Annotated in this window: 18 protein-coding genes and 2 other annotated features; all 18 genes read right to left on the bottom strand. The window is 37.9% G+C overall.

Translation table 11 applies throughout. The features are described 5' to 3' along the window. Positions 1-63: 63 nt before the first annotated feature. Complete coding sequence (locus LC095_RS22620; RefSeq protein ID WP_226530305.1) at positions 64-312, bottom strand: 50S ribosomal protein L7ae-like protein; 249 nt, start codon at positions 310-312, stop codon at positions 64-66. Between the two features lie 183 nt (positions 313-495). After that, the gene (gene rpoC / locus LC095_RS22625) at positions 496-4,095 is read right to left on the bottom strand and encodes a DNA-directed RNA polymerase subunit beta' (RefSeq protein WP_226530306.1); all 3,600 of its coding nucleotides are present in this window, start codon (positions 4,093-4,095) and stop codon (positions 496-498) included. Between the two features lie 175 nt (positions 4,096-4,270). Further along, positions 4,271-7,849 (bottom strand): DNA-directed RNA polymerase subunit beta, encoded by a 3,579-nt coding sequence (gene rpoB / locus LC095_RS22630; RefSeq protein ID WP_026561212.1) that lies wholly within the window; start codon positions 7,847-7,849, stop codon positions 4,271-4,273. Positions 7,850-8,204: 355 nt separating this feature from the next. Then, on the bottom strand, positions 8,205-8,807 hold the full coding sequence (locus tag LC095_RS22635; protein ID WP_226530307.1) for a class I SAM-dependent methyltransferase: 603 nt from the start codon (positions 8,805-8,807) through the stop codon (positions 8,205-8,207). A gap of 118 nt (positions 8,808-8,925) precedes the next feature. Continuing rightward, positions 8,926-9,285, bottom strand: coding sequence for a 50S ribosomal protein L7/L12 (rplL, locus tag LC095_RS22640; RefSeq protein WP_078433096.1), 360 nt, complete (start codon positions 9,283-9,285; stop codon positions 8,926-8,928). Positions 9,286-9,351: 66 nt separating this feature from the next. Further along, on the bottom strand, positions 9,352-9,852 hold the full coding sequence (gene rplJ / locus LC095_RS22645; RefSeq protein ID WP_226530308.1) for a 50S ribosomal protein L10: 501 nt from the start codon (positions 9,850-9,852) through the stop codon (positions 9,352-9,354). Positions 9,853-9,897: 45 nt separating this feature from the next. Next, positions 9,898-10,037: a sequence feature (ribosomal protein L10 leader region), on the bottom strand. 48 nt (positions 10,038-10,085) lie between these two features. Beyond that, positions 10,086-10,784 carry a 50S ribosomal protein L1 gene (rplA, locus tag LC095_RS22650; protein ID WP_026561208.1) on the bottom strand — a complete coding sequence of 233 codons (699 nt, stop codon included), beginning with the start codon at positions 10,782-10,784 and terminating at the stop codon, positions 10,086-10,088. Between the two features lie 111 nt (positions 10,785-10,895). Next, the gene (gene rplK / locus LC095_RS22655; RefSeq protein WP_026561207.1) at positions 10,896-11,321 is read right to left on the bottom strand and encodes a 50S ribosomal protein L11; all 426 of its coding nucleotides are present in this window, start codon (positions 11,319-11,321) and stop codon (positions 10,896-10,898) included. 230 nt (positions 11,322-11,551) lie between these two features. Further along, positions 11,552-12,085, bottom strand: a complete 534-nt coding sequence (nusG, locus tag LC095_RS22660; protein ID WP_226530309.1) for a transcription termination/antitermination protein NusG — start codon at positions 12,083-12,085, stop codon at positions 11,552-11,554. 196 nt (positions 12,086-12,281) lie between these two features. Next, positions 12,282-12,464, bottom strand: coding sequence for a preprotein translocase subunit SecE (gene secE / locus LC095_RS22665; RefSeq protein ID WP_026561205.1), 183 nt, complete (start codon positions 12,462-12,464; stop codon positions 12,282-12,284). A gap of 53 nt (positions 12,465-12,517) precedes the next feature. Continuing rightward, the gene (gene rpmG, locus LC095_RS22670; protein WP_078433093.1) at positions 12,518-12,667 is read right to left on the bottom strand and encodes a 50S ribosomal protein L33; all 150 of its coding nucleotides are present in this window, start codon (positions 12,665-12,667) and stop codon (positions 12,518-12,520) included. Between the two features lie 90 nt (positions 12,668-12,757). Continuing rightward, positions 12,758-13,414 carry an RNA polymerase sporulation sigma factor SigH gene (gene sigH, locus LC095_RS22675; protein ID WP_026561204.1) on the bottom strand — a complete coding sequence of 219 codons (657 nt, stop codon included), beginning with the start codon at positions 13,412-13,414 and terminating at the stop codon, positions 12,758-12,760. A gap of 193 nt (positions 13,415-13,607) precedes the next feature. Continuing rightward, positions 13,608-14,117 carry an NYN domain-containing protein gene (locus tag LC095_RS22680; RefSeq protein WP_226530310.1) on the bottom strand — a complete coding sequence of 170 codons (510 nt, stop codon included), beginning with the start codon at positions 14,115-14,117 and terminating at the stop codon, positions 13,608-13,610. Between the two features lie 6 nt (positions 14,118-14,123). Beyond that, a complete protein-coding gene (gene rlmB, locus LC095_RS22685) occupies positions 14,124-14,867 on the bottom strand; it encodes a 23S rRNA (guanosine(2251)-2'-O)-methyltransferase RlmB (RefSeq protein WP_226530311.1) in 744 nt (247 codons plus the stop codon). Next, positions 14,864-15,289, bottom strand: a complete 426-nt coding sequence (locus tag LC095_RS22690) for a Mini-ribonuclease 3 (RefSeq protein ID WP_078433090.1) — start codon at positions 15,287-15,289, stop codon at positions 14,864-14,866. The genes rlmB and LC095_RS22690 overlap by 4 nt, the downstream gene beginning before the upstream one ends. A gap of 278 nt (positions 15,290-15,567) precedes the next feature. Then, positions 15,568-16,965 carry a cysteine--tRNA ligase gene (cysS, locus tag LC095_RS22695; protein ID WP_226530312.1) on the bottom strand — a complete coding sequence of 466 codons (1,398 nt, stop codon included), beginning with the start codon at positions 16,963-16,965 and terminating at the stop codon, positions 15,568-15,570. Continuing rightward, a complete protein-coding gene (cysE, locus tag LC095_RS22700; protein WP_169908268.1) occupies positions 16,916-17,602 on the bottom strand; it encodes a serine O-acetyltransferase in 687 nt (228 codons plus the stop codon). Before cysE ends, cysS begins: the two co-directional genes overlap by 50 nt. A gap of 83 nt (positions 17,603-17,685) precedes the next feature. Continuing rightward, positions 17,686-17,925: a binding site (T-box leader), on the bottom strand. A 38-nt stretch (positions 17,926-17,963) separates the two neighbouring features. Further along, complete coding sequence (gene gltX, locus LC095_RS22705; protein WP_226530313.1) at positions 17,964-19,421, bottom strand: glutamate--tRNA ligase; 1,458 nt, start codon at positions 19,419-19,421, stop codon at positions 17,964-17,966. Positions 19,422-19,516 lie beyond the last annotated feature (95 nt).

A 19,516-nucleotide genomic window follows, 5' to 3' on the forward strand; every position in this document is an offset into this window, starting at 1 on the left:
CAGGTGGTTCATATTTAGGCAAAAACAAAGTTTCTGCAATATTAAACTTGCAAAAACATCTTTTTACCGGATTATAGCTACAGCTGCAGCTCCAACTTCTATTCCACAAGCTTTTCCAAGCTTTTTCATAGATTCAACTTTAATTAAGGGCACTTGCTTTTGTTCTGCTGTTTGAACGACTTTTTGTACAACTCGTTCATCAGCATCTTCAGCAATGACTATTTCCTTAACATCATTGTTTAAGAGAGCTTTAACTGATTGCTTAGTACCAACAATGATTTCATTTGCCTGTGATACTTTATCATAAGACACAATCAAATATCCTCCAAAGCAACAGGTTTAAGATTGAGCACCTTGAATATAGTAACATTGAACATGATAGATGTCAACACGCATTAAAAAAACTTTATTACCTTTTTCTGCATGTTCAACTAATTATTTAAATCACTCATTGAGGGAAATTCCCCCAATGAGCTACAGTAGTAAGTTTAGATCTTAATCAACAGATACAACTTCCTCAGTTTGTTCAACCTTTGCAATTGGCTCTGCTTGACGATATCTCGGCATACCAGTGCCCGCAGGAACAAGTTTACCAATGATAACATTCTCTTTAAGACCAAGTAATTCATCGCGTTTTCCTTTAATTGCTGCATCTGTAAGAACTCGAGTTGTTTCTTGGAATGATGCTGCAGATAAGAAGGAATCTGTCTCTAGAGATGCTTTTGTAATACCAAGTAATACAGGGCGACCTGTTGCAGGACGTTTACCGTCTAACAGTACTTGTTTATTTGCATCAGTGAACTGATGAACATCCAATAAAGTACCTGGTAATACGTCTGTATCACCTGCATCCATAACACGGACTTTACGAAGCATTTGTCGTACCATAACCTCTACGTGTTTATCACCAATTTCTACCCCTTGCATACGGTATACTTTTTGAACTTCACGTAATAGATATTGTTGAACTGCTTGTAAATCCTTCACTTTTAATAGTTCTTTAGGATCAATTGAACCTTCTGTTAAGACCTGACCACTCTCGATTTTATCACCTTGAGTAACTTTTAGTCTTGCATTATAAGGTGCTGTATAAGAACGGGATTCTACTTCACCCTGGATTACAATCTCTTGTTGTTTATCACGTACTTCATTAATTTCAGCTACAACACCACTAATTTCAGAAATAATCGCTTGACCTTTAGGATTTCTAGCTTCAAATAACTCCTGAATACGAGGTAAACCTTGAGTGATATCATCTCCGGCAACCCCACCTGTATGGAATGTACGCATTGTTAACTGCGTACCAGGTTCACCGATAGATTGAGCAGCGATAATACCCACTGCTTCCCCAACTTCTACTTCACTACCAGTTGCAAGGTTTCTTCCGTAACATTTTTTACATACCCCATGTCTGGTGTTACATGTAAATGCAGAACGAATCCAAACCTTATCAATGCCAGCGTTGATAATTTCAACTGCAATATCCTCAGTAATTAGCTCATTTTCGTCTACAAGAACTGCACCTGTTTCAGGATGCTTTACAGCCTTACGGCAATAACGTCCAATTAAACGTTCGTCTAACTTCTCGATAATTTCAGTACCTTCTCTAATTGCCTCAGCCAAGATACCACGATCTGTTCCGCAATCATCATCACGTATGATAACATCTTGCGCAACGTCAACAAGTCGACGAGTTAAGTAACCTGAGTCAGCTGTTTTAAGGGCTGTATCTGCAAGACCTTTACGGGCACCGTGTGTAGAGATGAAGTACTCTAATACAGTTAATCCTTCACGGAAACTCGACTTAATTGGTAACTCAATAATACGTCCAGCCGGGTTGGCCATAAGACCACGCATACCAGCTAGTTGAGTAAAGTTAGATGCGTTACCACGGGCACCTGAATCACTCATCATGAAGATTGGGTTACGCTTATTAAGAGATGCCATCAGCTTGCCTTGGATATTATCTTTAGCCGCACTCCAAATGGAAATAACACGTTCATATCGTTCGTCTTCAGTAATTAAACCTCTTCGGAACTGCTTTAATACATTATCAACCTTTGTCTGTGCTTCACTGATGATTTCTTGTTTTTCTTTTAAAACTATGATATCAGATACACCAACAGTAATACCTGCTTTTGTTGAATATCTAAAACCGAGATTTTTCATGCGATCAAGCATTTTAGATGTCTCAGTAATATGGAATTTCTTAAAGATTTCAGCAATAATCTTACCGAGGATACCCTTTTTGAATGGGGCTATTTCCTCAAGAGTGGAGACATGCTCTTTTACATTCACTGTAGGATCAATAAAATACTTTTCAGGAGTTTTCTCCTCGATGTTTTGCTTAGTTGGCTCATTCATGTAAGGGAATGATTCAGGTAAGATTTCATTAAAAATCAACTTACCAACTGTTGTGACAAGAAGCATTTTATTTTGTTCTTCAGTAAACGCTTGTTTGTTTAATGAAGATGCCTGAACAGCAACACGTGTATGTAAGTGTACATATCCGTTTTGATAAGCAAGCAATGCTTCATCTGTATCTTTAAAGATCATTCCTTCACCAATTGCACCCGCACGCTCAAGAGTTAAGTAATAGTTACCTAGTACCATATCCTGAGAAGGTGTAACTACCGGTTTTCCATCCTTAGGATTAAGGATGTTTTGTGCAGCTAGCATTAGAATACGTGCTTCAGCTTGAGCTTCTGCAGAAAGCGGAACGTGAACAGCCATTTGGTCACCATCAAAGTCAGCATTATATGCAGTACAAACAAGAGGGTGAAGACGAATTGCACGACCTTCTACTAGTGTAGGCTCAAAAGCTTGAATTCCTAATCTATGAAGAGTAGGGGCGCGGTTAAGTAATACTGGATGTTCTTTAATAACTGATTCTAATACATCCCATACTTCCGGTTGTACTCTCTCGATTTTCCGTTTCGCACTCTTTATGTTATGAGCTAATCCTTTTTCTACTAGCTCTTTCATAACAAACGGCTTGAAAAGCTCAAGAGCCATCTCTTTTGGTAATCCGCATTGATACATTTTTAGGTTAGGACCAACGACGATAACTGAACGTCCTGAATAGTCAACACGTTTTCCCAATAGGTTTTGACGGAAACGCCCTTGTTTTCCTTTAAGCATATGCGAAAGTGATTTTAACGGACGATTACCCGGTCCTGTTACAGGACGGCCACGACGACCATTATCAATCAACGCATCTACTGCTTCCTGAAGCATACGTTTTTCATTTTGAACAATAATGCTAGGTGCGCCAAGATCTAATAATCGTTTCAAACGGTTATTACGGTTAATAACACGTCTATATAGATCGTTAAGGTCGGATGTTGCAAAACGTCCGCCATCAAGCTGTACCATTGGACGTAGTTCAGGTGGGATAACAGGTAGCACATCAAGGATCATCCAAGATGGATCATTACCGGAGTTACGGAAAGCTTCAAGAACTTCCAATCGCTTAATTGCACGTGTTCTCCGTTGCCCTTGTGCTGTTTTTAGTTCTTCTTTTAATGTATCAACTTCTTTATCAAGATCAATATCTGATAAAAGTTTTTTAATAGCTTCAGCACCCATTGCTGCTTGGAAAGTGTTACCGTACTTTTCACGGTAAGCTCTATATTCTTTTTCAGATAGAAGTTGTTTCTTCTCTAGTGGAGTATCCCCTGTGTCAGTCGTCACGTAAGAAGCAAAATAAATAACTTCCTCTAGCGCACGTGGAGACATATCTAATACTAATCCCATACGGCTAGGAATACCTTTAAAATACCAGATATGAGATACAGGAGCAGCAAGCTCAATGTGTCCCATTCTTTCACGACGAACTTTTGCGCGGGTTACTTCTACACCACAGCGATCACAAACTACACCTTTGTAACGAACTCTTTTATATTTACCACAATGACATTCCCAGTCTTTTGTTGGTCCAAATATGCGTTCACAAAATAGACCATCCTTCTCTGGCTTCAATGTACGGTAATTGATTGTTTCTGGTTTCTTAACTTCACCAAAGGACCAAGAGCGAATCTTGTCAGGTGAAGCCAAGCCGATGCTCATATATTCAAAATTATTTACATCTATCAAGGGGCCTACCTCCCTTTTCGTCTTCAGGTTATACCCTAATTTAAGTGCTATTTATTGAATTTTTAAGATCTATCACAAACGGAAAATTGTATGTACCTAGAGGTGAAATTTTATGAACGGAGAGATGAATTCTCCCCGTTTGTTTATCACATCATGTTAGGCAACTTTCACAAAATTATTCTTTCGCTACAGTATCTTTTTCCAATTCTTCAACTTCCGGCTCGGGTTCTACTGTTTCATTAACGGAAAGACCTTCTGCTTGTTGTGTATCTTCATCATCATCAAGGTCTCTCATTTCAATTTCCTGCTCATCACTTGAGAGCATTTTAACATCCATACCTAAGCTTTGAAGTTCTTTAATTAATACTTTAAATGACTCAGGAACACCCGGTTCTGGTACATTCTCACCTTTTACGATCGCTTCATATGTTTTTACACGACCAACAACATCATCCGATTTCACAGTTAAGATCTCTTGTAAAGTATATGCAGCACCGTATGCTTCAAGTGCCCATACCTCCATCTCACCGAAACGCTGACCACCAAACTGTGCTTTACCACCTAGTGGTTGTTGTGTAACTAGTGAGTATGGTCCAGTTGAACGAGCATGTAACTTGTCATCAACCATGTGTGCAAGTTTGATCATATACATGATCCCTACAGATACACGGTTATCGAATGGTTCACCTGTACGTCCATCATAAAGAACTGTTTTTGCATCTCGTGCCATCCCAGCTTCTTCTAATGTTGACCATACATCTTCCTCACGAGCACCATCAAATACTGGTGATGCAACATGGATGCCTAATCTGCGAGCAGCCATCCCTAAATGCAACTCTAATACCTGACCGATATTCATACGAGAAGGTACCCCTAATGGATTTAACATGATATCCACAGGTGTGCCGTCCGGTAAGTATGGCATATCTTCTTCAGGAAGAATACGTGAAATAACCCCTTTGTTACCATGTCGTCCCGCCATCTTATCTCCTTCAGAGATCTTACGCTTTTGGACAATATATACACGGACTAATTGGTTAACACCTGGCGGTAATTCATCTCCATCTTCACGGTTAAATACTTTAACATCTAAGATGATTCCCTCTCCACCATGTGGTACACGTAATGAAGTATCACGTACTTCACGAGCTTTTTCTCCGAAGATTGCATGTAAAAGTCTTTCTTCTGCTGTTAGTTCAGTTACACCTTTAGGAGTAACTTTCCCTACTAGTAGATCTCCGTCTTTTACTTCTGCACCGATACGAATAATCCCACGCTCATCTAAGTTTCTTAGAGCATCTTCCCCAACGTTCGGGATATCACGTGTAATTTCTTCAGGTCCTAGTTTTGTATCACGAGACTCAGACTCATATTCTTCAATGTGTATAGAAGTGTATACATCATCTTTTACAAGTCTTTCACTCATGATGATAGCATCCTCATAGTTATAACCATCCCATGTCATGAAGGCAACCATTACGTTTCTTCCTAATGCAAGTTCACCTTTTTCCATAGAAGGTCCATCCGCAAGAATTTCACCTTTTACTACTTCATCACCTTCACTAACGATCGGGCGTTGGTTGTAACAAGTACCTTGGTTCGAACGGATAAATTTCAACATGCTATATTTATCTAAATTACCTTTTACCTTTTGACCGTCCACTTCTTCATAACGACGAACCCAAACATTTTTCGCTTCCACACGCTCTACAATACCAGGATATTTACAGATAACAGCTGCTCCTGAATCTTTACCAGAAACATATTCCATACCTGTTCCAACGATTGGAGCTTCAGGATTCATTAATGGTACTGCTTGACGTTGCATGTTCGCACCCATTAATGCACGGTTTGAGTCGTCATTTTCCAAGAACGGAATACAAGCTGTTGCAGCAGAGACGACCTGCTTAGGAGAAACATCCATGTAGTCGATACGATCTTTATTAACAACCGTATTCTCCCCACGGAAACGAGCAACAATATCATCATCGATAAATGATCCATCATCAGCTAATCTTGCGTTTGCTTGGGCAACAACATAGTTATCCTCTTCATCAGCTGTTAAGTAATCAATTCTTGATGTTACTTTTCCTGTTTCAGGGTCAACTCTACGATATGGAGTTTCAATGAAACCGAAACGATTAACTTTTGCATATGAAGAAAGTGAGTTGATTAATCCGATGTTCGGACCCTCAGGTGTCTCAATTGGACACATACGACCATAGTGAGAGTAGTGAACGTCTCGAACTTCGAAGCCTGCACGTTCACGAGTTAAACCACCCGGTCCAAGTGCTGATAAACGACGTTTATGAGTTAACTCAGCTAAAGGATTTGTTTGATCCATGAACTGAGATAATTGAGAGCTACCAAAGAATTCCTTAATAGACGCTATAACCGGGCGAATATTAATTAATTGTTGTGGCGTTATTGTGTTCGTATCCTGAATAGACATTCTCTCACGAACTACACGTTCCATTCTGGATAAACCAATTCTGAATTGGTTTTGTAATAACTCACCAACAGAACGTAATCGGCGATTTCCAAGATGGTCGATATCATCTGTATCACCTACACCATGTAAAAGGTTAAAGAAGTAGCTGATAGAAGCTAAAATATCAGCAACAGTAATGTTTTTAACTGCCTCTTCTACATATGCATTACCTAATACATTAATGACCTTTTCACCATCCGGGTCATTTGGCGCATAAATCTTGATAGACTGAATCGTTACTTCTTCTTCAACAACGCCACCTGATGGTTGTTCTTTTTTAAACCCTACACCACTCTCCAGGTTTGGAAGAATACGATCAAGCGTTCTTCTGTCAATCATTGCGCCTTTTTCTGCAATAATCTCACCTGTTTCAGGGTCTACAAGCGTTTCAGCTAATCTTTGGTTAAAAAGACGATTCTTAATGTGAAGCTTTTTATTAATTTTATAGCGACCTACATTTGCTAGATCATAGCGCTTTGGATCAAAAAATCTTGAATCTAACAAACTCTTGGCATTATCCACAGTTGGTGGCTCACCTGGACGAAGACGCTCATAGATTTCAAGCAGAGCCTTCTCTGTACTTTCCGTATTATCCTTATCAAGCGTATTACGTAAGTACTCATTTTCACCCAGTAAGTCGGTGATTTCTTGATCAGAGCCAAACCCAAGAGCACGTAACAAGACAGTCACTGGTAATTTACGTGTACGATCTATTCGTACATAAACAACATCTTTCGCATCTGTTTCGTATTCTAACCATGCTCCACGGTTTGGGATAACAGTCGCAGTAAAGCCTTTTTTACCATTTTTGTCTACTTTACCACTGTAATAAACACTTGGTGAACGGACCAATTGAGACACGATAACGCGCTCTGCTCCATTAATCACAAATGTGCCTGTTTCTGTCATGAGAGGAAAATCTCCCATAAAGACATCCTGATCTTTTACTTCACCAGTTTCCTTGTTAATCAAACGCACCTTCACACGTAATGGCGCTGAATAGGTAACATCGCGTTCTTTTGATTCCTCTACAGGATACTTAGGATCTCCCAAGCTATAATCAATGAACTCTAGCGAGAGGTTACCAGTGAAATCCTCAATAGGAGAAATATCCTGGAACATTTCTCTCAAGCCCTCATCAAGAAACCACTGATAGGAAGAGGTTTGAATCTCAATAAGATTTGGTAATTCTAACACTTCACTAATGCGTGCATAACTTCTGCGTTGGCGGTGTCGTCCATACTGAACTAGTTGACCTGTCAACTCATTCACCCCTCAAATCAAGCGTAATAGGTTTTGCGTCGTACCATTATGTATACCTTTTTTTTAGACAGACGAATAAGAGAACTCACATAAGATCATTCTCTTTAAACATAATATCTTAATATACTACCAATAAAATATCTGAAATAAAAACATAGGAAATTCTAGTACAGACGCAAGGAAAAAACAAAAAATAAAAAGGGTTTCTAGTAAGAAAACCACAATTTAAACGTACTTTTGATTTTATAAGTATCTCCAAAAAGCTACCTTTTATACATCATTTTCCTCAAAAAATAGATAGTTATGGAAATTATATATTGGCATTTTATAATACTAACACAACAGAAATTTGGAGTCAACATTTTTTAGCTTTAATGATATAATAGCCTTTTTTCTTCTCTACAACATCAACTTCTGAAAACATCTCATTTAATTTATCAATTGCAGAAGGTGCTCCCTGTTTCTTCTGGATTACAACCCAAAGCTCTCCACCATCAGATAAATGATCAAAACTTCTTTCAAAAATCTGATGAACAACCTTTTTCCCGGCTCGTATAGGCGGATTTGTCAGAATAGCTGCATATACTTGATCTTCCTGAATGTTTTCAAACAGATTACTTTGGAAGATTTCCACATTCTCAACCTTGTTTAATTTCGCATTATCTTTAGCTAATTCTACAGCACGCTCATTAATATCTATCATATCTACGTGTCTGTTAAAATATTTCGCAATCGAGAGACCGATCGGTCCGTACCCGCATCCAACATCCAAAAAAGCCCCTTCAATTTCGGGAAGGTCAAATGCTTCTATTAAAAGACGGGAACCAAAATCCACTTCATTTTTTGAAAAAACCCCACGATCACTTTGAAATGTAAAGAGGTGGCCTTTTAATAAAAAAGACCAAGTCTTTCGCTCACTTTGTACAGTAGGCTTTTCTGAATAATAATGATCACTCATGATCGTTCCTCCTCTTTCAGAAGTATAGGATTTACATACTAATGCTAAAATATACCAGAAGATATATTTTTTAATAAATAAAAAGCCCGCCTGACGGCGAGCTTTTTATTTATCATAATTACTTAACTTCTACAGAAGCTCCAACTTCTTCAAGTTTAGCTTTTAATTCTTCAGCTTCTTCTTTAGAAACGCCTTCTTTAAGAGCTTTTGGAGCGTTGTCTACTAATTCTTTAGCTTCTTTTAAGCCTAAGCCAGTAGCTTCACGTACAACTTTGATAACTTTGATTTTTTGTCCGCCAGCACTTGCAAGTACTACGTCAAATTCAGTTTGTTCTGCAGCAGCTTCGCCACCAGCAGCAGCAACAGCTACAGGAGCTGCAGCAGTTACACCAAACTCTTCTTCGATTGCTTTAACTAAGTCGTTTAATTCTAAAACAGTCATATTTTTAACTGCTTCAATGATTTGTTCTTGAGTCATTATAATTTCCTCCTTGATTTTTCAATTCGTAGTTTTTATTGTCATGCACATACAACTTCGTTCAGATTAAGCACCTTGTTCTTCTTTTTGATCTGCAACTGCTTTAGTAGCAAGAGCAAAGTTACGAATAGGAGCTTGAAGAACGCTAAGCAACATAGAAAGTAAGCCTTCGCGTGATGGAAGTTCAGCAAGAGCTTTCACTTCTTCAACAGACGCAACATTACCTTCGATAACACCAGCTTTAATTTCAAGAGCTTCGTGCTTTTTAGCAAAATCGTTAATGATTTTTGCTGGAGCAACAACGTCGTCATTACTGAAAGCAATTGCGTTAGGTCCAGTTAACACATCGTTAAGACCAGAAAGCTCAGCTTGCTCAACAGCACGGCGAGTCATTGTGTTTTTGTAAACTTTGAAGTCAATTCCTGCTTCACGTAATTGCTTACGTAATTCAGTTACTTCACTAACAGTTAGTCCGCGGTAATCTACAACGATTGTAGACTTACTATCACGGAACTTAGTAGAAATCTCATCTACGATCTGTTTCTTTTGTTCGATAATTGCGCTCATTGTTACACCTCCTGTAGATTCATGTAACACTAGTACCGTTCGGTGTTGGTCATTGAAAAACCTCCACGATAGACATGGAGGTTTTGTATATACAATAAGCAAAACATGCTTTATTCGTAAATACACCTCGGTAGGATATTTAAGCTAATTGCACCTACTGTCTACGGTATAGCGATATTCGTTTAAACAACATTGATTATTATATATAAACTTCTTTACGAAGTCAATAGTTATTATTTTACAGCGAAGCTTGAAGAATCTACTTTCACACCAGGTCCCATAGTAGAAGTAGCATTTACGCTCTTCATGTAAGTACCTTTAGCAGCAGATGGCTTAGCTTTTAGTAAAGTTTCATAAACTGTTGTGAAGTTCTCAACAAGTTTGCTATCTTCAAAAGAAACTTTTCCGATAGGTACATGGATGATACCAGCTTTATCAAGACGGTATTCAACTTTACCAGCTTTGATTTCGTTAACAGCTTTTGTTACATCAAATGTAACTGTACCAGTTTTAGGGTTTGGCATTAAACCTTTTGGTCCTAATACACGACCTAATTTACCAACTTCACCCATCATGTCAGGTGTAGCTACGATTACGTCAAATTCAAACCAACCTTGTTGGATTTTGTTGATGTAATCAGCATCTCCTACATAATCAGCACCAGCCGCTTCAGCTTCTTTCGCTTTTTCACCTTTAGCAAAAACTAACACACGTTGAGTTTTACCAGTACCATTTGGAAGTACTACTGCTCCACGGATTTGTTGGTCAGCTTTCTTAGGGTCTACTCCTAAACGAAAAGCAACTTCTACAGTCGCATCAAATTTTGCTACACTAGTCTTTTTCACTAGTTCAACTGCTTCTTGTACCGGGTAAAATTTAGCACGGTCTACAAGTTTAGCAGCTTCTAAAAACTTTTTACCTTTTTTAGCCATTTTTATTTCCTCCTTAGTGGTTTTAGCGGAATAACCTCCCACGAATAAAGGTTGCGAACTTGTTTTTAAGCAAACTCGCAACCCCCTAAAACATACCAGACTAATTCATTATTAGTCTTCGATAACGATACCCATACTACGTGCAGTACCTTCAACCATACGCATTGCTGATTCAACGCTTGCTGCGTTTAAATCAGGCATTTTTGTTTCAGCGATTTCACGTACTTTGTCACGTTTAACAGTCGCTACTTTATTACGGTTTGGCTCACCAGAACCAGACTCAATTCCAGCTGCTTTCTTAAGTAATACAGCAGCAGGTGGAGTTTTCGTAATAAATGTAAATGAACGGTCCTCGAATACCGTGATTTCAACTGGAATGATTAAACCAGCTTGATCAGCTGTACGAGCGTTAAACTCTTTACAGAATCCCATGATATTAACACCAGCTTGACCTAACGCAGGACCAACTGGTGGTGCTGGATTAGCTTTCGCTGCAGGAATTTGCAATTTTACAATTTTAATTACTTTTTTAGCCACGAGACACACCTCCTTAAGTCCGTGATGTGGTAAATGGGTTAAAACCCTCCCACTCATCTAACCATCCAATCTCAATTAAATGGTAAAATTAGGGCAACTCACATTGAGTTTACCTACCCTTATACATACAGAAATGAATATTTCTGATCAAAATTATATCCCAAACCTTTGAGACATACTGACCTATGAAATATTACCACTTTTCGTAAATGATTTCAAGTTTTTTCAGATTATAATTTATCAACCTGCGCGAAATCTAATTCTACCGGTGTTTCACGTCCAAACATATTAACAAGAACTTTTAGTTTATTCTTGTCATGGTCAATTTCTTCAATTGATCCTGTAAAGTTAGCAAACGGTCCTTCTGTTACTTTAACTGTTTCCTTTAACTCAAAATCAAATTCCACTCGACGCTCATCCATACCCATGCGTTTTAAAATAAAACTTACTTCATCAGGTAATAGTGGTGTTGGTTTTGATCCGTGACCGGCAGAACCTACAAATCCTGTTACACCCGGTGTGTTTCTAACAACATACCAGGAGTCGTCAGTCATAACAATTTCAACTAACACATAACCAGGGAATACCTTTTTCTTCACAACTTTTTTCTTACCGTCCTTAATATCTGTTTCTTCCTCTTCAGGCACAACAACACGGAAAATTTTATCTTCCATACCCATCGATTCTACACGCTTTTCAAGATTCGCTTTCACCTTATTTTCATAGCCTGAATAAGTGTGCACTACATACCAATTCTTTTCCATAGCATCAGGACAACTTGTCCTTCCCTCCCCACAATAGGTTAAAATAATCTATTTCACTCTTGTTTAGTCCAAAAGCGCTAGCGCCTTGGTCAAAGTTAAACAAATGTTATTACTTTTTTATACAATGAAAAAACCCGTTTAACGGGTTTTGCAGACAAAGATTAATATTTTCTATTATAGCACGATTTTCCATTTGTTATTCAAAAAACAAACGAATTAAAGAAGAAATACCTAGGTCAATAACCGCAAAGAACACTGCAACAAACGTCACAGTTGAAACAACCGTAATTGTATACTTTGTTAGCTCTTTACCTTTAGGCCAACTAACCTTTTTCATTTCACGAGTAACATCTCGGAAAAAACTAATTAAACGTTGCATTGAGCTACCTCCAGGAATAATAGGGAAACTTCGTGTAAGAAATAAAATAAGGGCTATTTTGTTTCACGGTGGTTTGTATGCGAATTACATACTTTGCAAAACTTTTTGACGTCTAATCGGTCGTTTGAACTAGTTGTGTTTTTCATTGTAGTATAATTTCGACTTCCACAAGATGTGCATGCCATAATAATCTTTTTTCGCATGTCGTCACCTACCGCAACTTTATATTCTTTAAAACTGTATCATAGTAAATTTTTTTCGTCAATAAACGATAAAATCGACCTATCTTCTAGTTATAAACTAATCTCTCTTAATTCTAAGTAGCGCTCCAGCTTTCTTTTTACTCGTTGCAGCGCATTATCAATTGATTTCACATGACGATTCAATTCTTCAGAAATTTCATGATATGATCTGCCATCCAAGTACAGAGCCAAAACTTTGCGCTCGAGATCACTTAATAATTCTCCCATTTTCACCTCAATGTCATCAAACTCTTCTTGGTTAATAATGAGTTCTTCAGGATCCATTACCTTAGCACCGGTAATAACATCCATAAGTGTCCGATCGGATTCTTCATCATATATAGGCTTGTCCAAAGAAACATAGGAATTTAGTGGAATGTGCTTTTGGCGAGTTGCCGTTTTAATTGCGGTAATGATTTGCCTTGTAATGCATAACTCAGCAAATGCTTTAAATGAAGTAAGCTTGTCCTCCTTGAAGTCCCGGATTGCTTTGTATAAACCAATCATTCCTTCCTGGATAATATCCTCACGATCCGCACCAATAAGAAAATATGATCTTGCCTTCGCCCGAACAAAGTTACGGTACTTTGTAATCAAGAAGTCGAGTGCCTCACTGTCCCCATCGTGAACAAGTTCAACCAATTTTTCATCTTCCAATAAATCTAATTCTTCCCTGCTGACATTATCTTTGTTGATTGGTGAATTCAAGCCGATCCCCCCGACCGCACGCAAGATAACAATAGTATACAGTATTCATTTTGTAAGCGTCAACCAAGTTCGAAAGTGCAAGCATTTCATGGAGCTGGCATAATAGACTGACTTGCAACATTATATACTAAAATAGACTTATACATCTGCGTTTAGCGTGTCCCAAAAATAAAATTCATCATTTTATTTTCGCCTATTCATCACCCCTACGCCACTTCTCCAGTTTTTCCATTACATCTTCCGGAATGGCGATTTTTGATGCAGGCCGCTTTTGCTCAATTTTTTTCACTTTATGTTGAATTCTATTTTCAATTGAATTCATTTCATTTAAAAGTTCCCTAGCAGATTTCCTCAATGCTCCCTGTCCGAATATAGCCCATTGTTCAGTGAAATCTGAAGTTGCCACATGAACCTGTGTTTTTATATTGCTTAATGAAATAGCCAGCTTTTCAATTCTTTCATCCGCTGTTTCATTTTCACGTGTAAAAATCACTTCTACACGGTGATTTTTTTGTTTTTTCTCAATTCCTTTTACCATATGGGCATCAAAAACGATAATCACCCTAAATCCCGTATATGCCTGGTATTCAGCCATTTTTTCAATTAAAAGATCCCGTGCTTCTGCCAAACCATTTTTCTTAAGCTTTTGTAAGTCTGGCCAAGCACCAATAATGTTATATCCATCCACTAAAAGGATATCCATTTTACACTACTCCCCTAAAGGGAATCGCTTTCTGTATACCTCATACATTAAAAGACTGGCTGCAACGGATGCATTCAGTGAAGTAACATGGCCAACCATCGGCATTTTGATAAGAAAGTCACATTTCTCCTTGATTAACCGGCCAATCCCTTTACCTTCACTCCCAATTATAAGAGCTAAGGACATCTTACCATCAAGGTTTCGATAATCATCTGCACCTTTTGCATCTGTCCCTACAATCCATACTCCCTTTTCCTTTAACTCATCGATCGTTCTTGCCATATTGGTTACTCTTGCTACAGGTATATGTTCGATTGCCCCTGTTGATGATTTCGCAACTGTTGCTGTGAGTCCGACGGCTCTACGCTTTGGAATGACAATTCCATGTGCACCAACAGCATCTGCGGTTCTCATAATAGACCCTAAGTTATGAGGATCTTCTATTTCATCTAGGAGCAATAGAAACGGTAATTCTCCCCGCTGTTCGGCAACATTCAATATATCATCCACATGAACATATTCATAAGCGGCAACTTGTGCAATAACCCCCTGATGATTTCCCTCTACCATCTGATCAATTTTCTTTTTTGGAACAAAATTAATCGTGATTCCTCTTTCTTTCGCCAGCTTTGTAATTTGCTGCGCCTGTCCTTTTAATGAGTTTTCAGCCACCCAAATCTTATTAATATCCCGTGTGGATTTTAGCACTTCAATAACAGGGTTTCGACCTATAATGAAATCTTCACTCATGATAACCCCTCCTTTTCACCATCAACAAATTCAAAGGATTGCTGAATCAATTCCTCAAGACGTTCATGTTTTTTTTCTAAATATAAGTATCCGATTAGTGCTTCAAAGGAAGTACTGTATCGATATGTTTGAACATTAGTATTTTTAGGAATTGTCCCCGATTTTGCATTTCTTCCACGTCTTAAAACACCTTGTTCCTCTTCAGAGAAAATTTCCTGTGAATAGAAATGGTGCAAAACACTAGCCTGTGCCTTTGCCGACACAAACCTTTTCGCTTGATTATGCAGCTGGTTTGGGCGAATCGTTCCTTTTGATAAGAGATAATGCCTCACATAAATTTCAAAAACAGCATCACCAATATACGCCAAAGCCAAGCTATTTAAATGCTTAGAGTCTTTAATTGTCTTAACATCTAAAAACATGTTGGTCCTCTTTTCTTAAAATAGCAGAGTATAAGAAAAGCGCAAGCGCCTTGACCAGCCAAGGGCAAATAAGGCGATTTGGAATAGAAGGCGTTCTTTGCCTTCAATTCCAAAATGACTAGACCCTAGAGGGGCTAGGCGCTGGAGCTAGACACTTACACTAAGTACAAAACTTTATACTTTCTTATCTGTTAACTAAAGCGCAAGCGCCTTGGTTAAAACAATGCCTCTGCCACTTCCTTGCTAATATCTTTATTCCCTAATATTTCATCGTGTAATCAATTACGCTTCCATCTTGTTCCTTGAGGAGTGTCCTCTAATATGATGTTTAAATCTTTTAATTTATCGCGTATTTCATCTGCTAATGCAAAATTGCGATCTTTTCTAGCTTGAATGCGCTGTTCGATCATTAGTTCAATTTCTTCATCCAGCAGGTCAGTTGAACTAAATGTTACACCTAAAACTTTTCCGAGCATGTCGAATTGATCAAGAAAAGCTTGGATAACTTCTTCTGATGTATTTAGTTCCTGCATGTAATAATTAGCTTGTTTGGATAAATCGAATAAAACAGAAATCGCATTTGCTGTATTAAAATCATCATCCATTTCTTTAATAAATTGTTCTTTATAAGAGTTGATTTTATCAAGCCACTCTTGGTCATTCTCTGTTAGATTATTGCTGCTATTTTTGCGATGTTTAAGATTACCATAAGACGTTGTTAATCTTTCAAAAGCATTTTCTGTGCTTTCAAGTAACTCCTGAGAAAAATTAATTGGGTGTCTGTAGTGTACAGATAGCATAAAGAATCGAACAATCTGTGGATCAATTTCCTTAATGATGTCGTGCACTAATACAAAGTTACCCAGTGATTTAGACATTTTTTCGTTATTGATATTAATGTAGCCGTTATGCATCCAGTACTTTGAAAATAGTTTTCCTGTTACTGCTTCTGACTGAGCTATTTCGTTCTCATGGTGTGGAAATGTTAGGTCTTGACCGCCAGCATGAATGTCTATAGTATCGCCCAAATATTTCTTCGCCATAGCAGAGCACTCAATATGCCAACCAGGTCTCCCATGTCCCCAAGGACTTTCCCAGGAAATTTCTCCTTCTTTCGCCGCTTTCCAGAGTACAAAATCCAATGCATCTTGTTTTTTATCGCCAACCTCAATTCGATTTCCAAGACGCAACTCCTCAATTGATTGATGAGAAAGCTTACCATACTCCTTGAATTCACGAGTTTTATAATAAACATCTCCACCCGCTTCGTATGCATATCCTTTATCAATGAGTGCTTGAATAAAGTCAATAATAATATCAATGTTTTCTGTCACACGTGGATGAATCGTAGCGCGTTTGCATCCAAGTGCTGAAACATCCTCGTAATAAGCATCAATAAATCGGTCTGCTATGGTTGGCACATCTTCTCCAAGCTCATTTGCTGCTTTTATTAATTTATCATCGACATCTGTAAAGTTTGAAATAAATGTTACTTCATATCCTCGGTACTCTAAATATCTTCTAACGGTATCATAAACAATCGCCGGTCTAGCGTTTCCTATATGAATATAGTTATAGACAGTCGGACCGCAAACATACATTTTCACTTTCCCTGCTTCAAGGGGCTCAAATGTTTCTTTTTGTCTCGTTAGCGTATTGTACAACTTTATTGTCATGTTCACTCGTTCCTTTCTTAAATTGTTGTACTTCATATCTCAAATTAGCCAATTCCGTTTCTAGTTCTTTAAATCGGTCTGCTACTGGATCTGGAAGATCACAATGGTTTAAATCCTGACCTACTCTTCTTCCATTCTGAATCACTACTTTTCCAGGTATACCTACAACAGTCGAATGATCAGGAACATCTTTTAGTACAACAGAACCTGCTCCTATTTTAGAGTATGCCCCGACAGTGATAGACCCTAACACTTTTGCTCCCGTGGCTATTAAGGCATGATCTTTAATGGTTGGGTGCCGCTTTCCCTTTTCCTTGCCGGTTCCACCTAAGGTAACTCCCTGAAAAACAGTAACATTATCTCCTATTTCACATGTTTCTCCGATAACAACTCCCATTCCATGGTCGATAAAGAAACGACGTCCAATTCTTGCTGCAGGATGAATTTCTACTCCTGTAAAAAATCTACTTATTTGAGAGACAGCTCTCGCTAAGAAGAAGAGCTTCCTTTTATACAATGCATGTGCAATACGATGACTCCAAATGGCATGTAGCCCTGAATAAGTTAAGATAACTTCAAAATAACTTCTTGCTGCAGGATCTTGCTCGAAAACAATATCAACGTCTTCCTTCATCATTTTTAACACTGGTTTTACCCCCAATCCCCAACTTGTTTAACGGATTTGCCCTTTTAAAATATAAAAAAGCGCCTCTGTACAATGACAGAGACGCTTTGATGCGCGGTTCCACTCTGTTTAGGCAAAAGACATATTTCCTCTCGCCTCAACTTTAGCTCTGTAACGTAGAGCGACACGCTTTTACTTACTAGTCACTTTAAAAGACGTTTAGTAAAAGACTCAAAGGTGCATTTCAAGAATTATTTCTCTTAAACCCCTTCCAGCCTCTGAGGGTTCTCTCTAAGAAGGAAATAAAACTCTACTCTCCTTATCAACGCTTTAAATATAGTTAACCCTACTATATTACATTTTTATCTAAATGTTAACTAATAATATTTTTTATTCTTGTTAAGACAGTATCTTTTCCTAATACTGCGATAGATTTTGGCAAATCAGGTCCATGTGTTTGCCCTGTTGTTGCAACACGAATTGGCATAAACAAATTTTTGCCTTTCTGACCTGATGTTTTTTGTACTGCCTTAATTAAACCTTTAATTGTCTCAGCTGTAAAATCATCTGCATGCTTAATTTCATGCTGAAAAGCTTTTAGCACTTCAGGAACTTGTTCCCCTTCAAGAACTTGTTTAGCTTCTTCATCATAGCTAATCTCTTCTTTGAAGAATAGTTCAGTTAATTGAACTATTTCTGCTCCGTAGTTTAGTTGATCTTGATACAAAGCAATTAACTGGTTTGTTCTTTCTTTTTCTTCACTGCTCATATCTTCAGGAACTTTACCTGCCTTCACTAAATGCGGTAATGCAAGTGGAATAAGTTTTTCTACCTCAAGTTGTTTAATATATTGATTATTCATCCATGCTAGTTTTTGTGTATCAAATACAGCCGGTGATTTTGACAAACGATTTGCATCAAATATTTCAATGAGCTGATCCTTTGTAAAAACTTCTTCTTCTCCTACTGGTGACCATCCAAGTAAAGAAATAAAATTAAATAACGCATCTGGCAAGTAGCCCAGTTCTTCATACTGCTCAATGAACTGAATAATCGATTCATCACGCTTACTTAACTTCTTACGGCTTTCATTCACAATTAATGTCATATGGCCAAAAACAGGGATTTCCCATCCAAAAGCTTCATAAATCATCATTTGCTTTGGAGTATTTGAAATATGATCTTCTCCTCTAAGAACATGGGAGATTTTCATAAGATGGTCATCAACAGCAACAGCAAAGTTATAAGTTGGTGTTCCATCTTTCTTGACAATAACAAAATCACCCATGCCTTCAGATTCAAAAGAAATGTCCCCTTTGACCATATCATAAAATCGGTATTCCTTATTAGCCGGGACTCTAAAACGTATACTTGCCTTTAAGCCTTTTGCTTCCAATTCCTTTTGCTCTTCAACTGTTAAGTTTGCATGCTTACCGGAATACATAGGCGTTTCACCACGTGAAATTTGTTCTTCACGCTCTTTTTCTAATTCTTCTTCCGTGCAATAGCATTTATAAGCCAATCCTTTTTCTAGCAGTTCTTCATAATATTTTTTATAAAGGTCATTTCTTTCTGATTGGCGATATGGACCGTACTCTCCACCAACATCAACACTTTCATCCCAATCAATTCCAAGCCATCTCAAATACTTTAGCTGGCTTTCCTCTCCACCAGCGATATTTCGTTTCTTATCTGTATCTTCAATTCGGATGATGAACTTACCGCCTTGATTTTTTGCAAATAAATAATTAAATAATGCTGTTCTTGCATTACCAATATGCAAATGTCCCGTTGGACTTGGGGCATAACGTACTCTAACTTCATTTGTCATTTTTTCTACCTCCGTTATTTCTCAATAAATCCTATATGTAAAATACCTTTTATGTTCACATCATAGTTTGGTCAGAATTCATTTTATCACCAAAG

This window comes from Metabacillus niabensis, assembly GCF_020524345.1.
Classification (GTDB): Bacteria; Bacillota; Bacilli; order Bacillales; family Bacillaceae; genus Metabacillus; species Metabacillus niabensis_B.